General features: G+C 59.9%; 1 protein-coding gene. It reads right to left on the bottom strand.

What is annotated here, in order from left to right:
• Nucleotides 1–105: 105 nt before the first annotated feature.
• Nucleotides 106–1455 (bottom strand): helix-turn-helix domain-containing protein, encoded by a 1350-nt coding sequence (locus DXX99_RS10940; protein ID WP_115793502.1) that lies wholly within the window; start codon nucleotides 1453–1455, stop codon nucleotides 106–108.
• Between the last annotated feature and the right edge of the window lie 137 nt (nucleotides 1456–1592).

The raw sequence follows: 1592 nt of genomic DNA, 5'->3' as shown, positions 1-1592 counted from the left end.
CCCCCCCTATAGCCTTCGGCGGCTTACGCCACCATACAACGGGACAGACATGTCACCCACAAAACCAAAAAATTGAGATCTACTGAGGACAAGTTGGGTACAAAGTCAATTCTGGTCATCAAGCAGCCTGCGAACATGCCTTTCGGAAAGCCCCATAAGCTCCGCTATCTCCCTAACACTCAGGCCCTGTTCCCGGAGCTTTCGAGCTTCTTGCTCCTTTTCCTCAGCCCAGGCAAGATATTCTTCTCTCGGCATCATCCCCACCTCCCTGCGGGCCTCCTCGTGCTGCCGGCGGTCCTTTTCCCGCCTCACCTCCTCCGACCATATGGTGCTGAGCTGCCTCTGCTCCTCGGGCGTTATCTTCAGCCACTCGATTATGGTCTCGTTCCGGAACCGGTACCGGGGATCAATAAGCATCCCGTTGTACTCGACCTTCTGCCCGGCAAAGTACATCCTCAAGCGCTTGTAAAGCGCGTGGAAGCGCTGCCTCGACTCTCTTTCTGTCCAGCTCCCCACCATGCTGGCCAGGGTGACGAGCTCCCGGTAGTAAGACTCGAAGGAGACCGCCAGCCAGGACATGGCCACACCCGCAAGGAAGAGCCAGCAATCCCTCTGCCCGGGCGGGAGCTGCTTCTGACCCCTCAGCTCCAGAAGCTTCATGAGGTCGGAAAGCCTGGCCTCCCACAGGGTGGCGGCGCTGAAGTCTCCGGGCGGTACCACCACCCTCTTGCCTTTAAGCGCGCGGCGGATCCTGAGGTCGTGTACCTCCGCCCGGGTCAAGGGCAGAACCTCGTCAGCTAACCGATCAAAGGACCAGATGTGGCCGGAGATTACCTCCCCAAACACGCGCTTGCCACAGCGGCTGTTGACGGTGTCCACCAGCCTCAAGACCCGGGTGGCGTCGCGGGCCGCGTAGTCCGCACCGAGCTCCTCTAAAGATGCACAAAGCTCGGCCTGCACCGCGTTCCAGCGCGGCAAAGCCTTCCTGGGTACGGGTGTGTGCAACCAGACGAGCTGCAAGCCCCTCCCCGAGAAGACGACGAAGGTGGGGGGCGGGATTTGCCTCTCCATCAGGATGTCGAAAGCCCTCTCTAGGACGGTGTAAGGATTGTGGCCGGCGTACTCCGTCTTGTGGTAGTCGAGGTCTATGAAGTTCGCTCCGAGCTGCCCAAGCCACACTATGCGCCTTTTGCAGCCGTAAAAGCGGTTCTGGGTGAGGTAAACGTCCGCCCTGCCCGCGAACTCTTCAACCACGCAGGGGATGTCGGTAACCTTCACCGCCTGCTCGCGCCACCTGCCACCCTCCACGTAGGCCACGAACACGTAGCCGCGGGCCTTGTCCTGACCGTGAAGCAATTGGGCGTGCTCGGAAGGAGAGAGGATGAGGCGGGAGCCGTTTTCCCGGCTAACAACGGCTTCATGAAGGGTTTTCGCGGAATTTCTTTGCTTTTTCACCCATTCCACCGGCGGCTGCGGCTTGATTTGACCGGCCCACCGGTGGTATGCTTTACTTGCGAGGAGTTCCGGTGGGCTCGGTCGGACCGCTTCACCGCCATATCCCAAAACGGTCCGGACCGAGTTTCTTGTTTTTT

This window comes from Ammonifex thiophilus (assembly GCF_003368535.1).
GTDB lineage: Bacteria > Bacillota > Desulfotomaculia > Desulfotomaculales > Ammonificaceae > Ammonifex > Ammonifex thiophilus.
The sequence above is the reverse complement of the archived record's forward strand: the minus strand, read 5'-3'. Positions and strand labels throughout refer to the sequence as shown.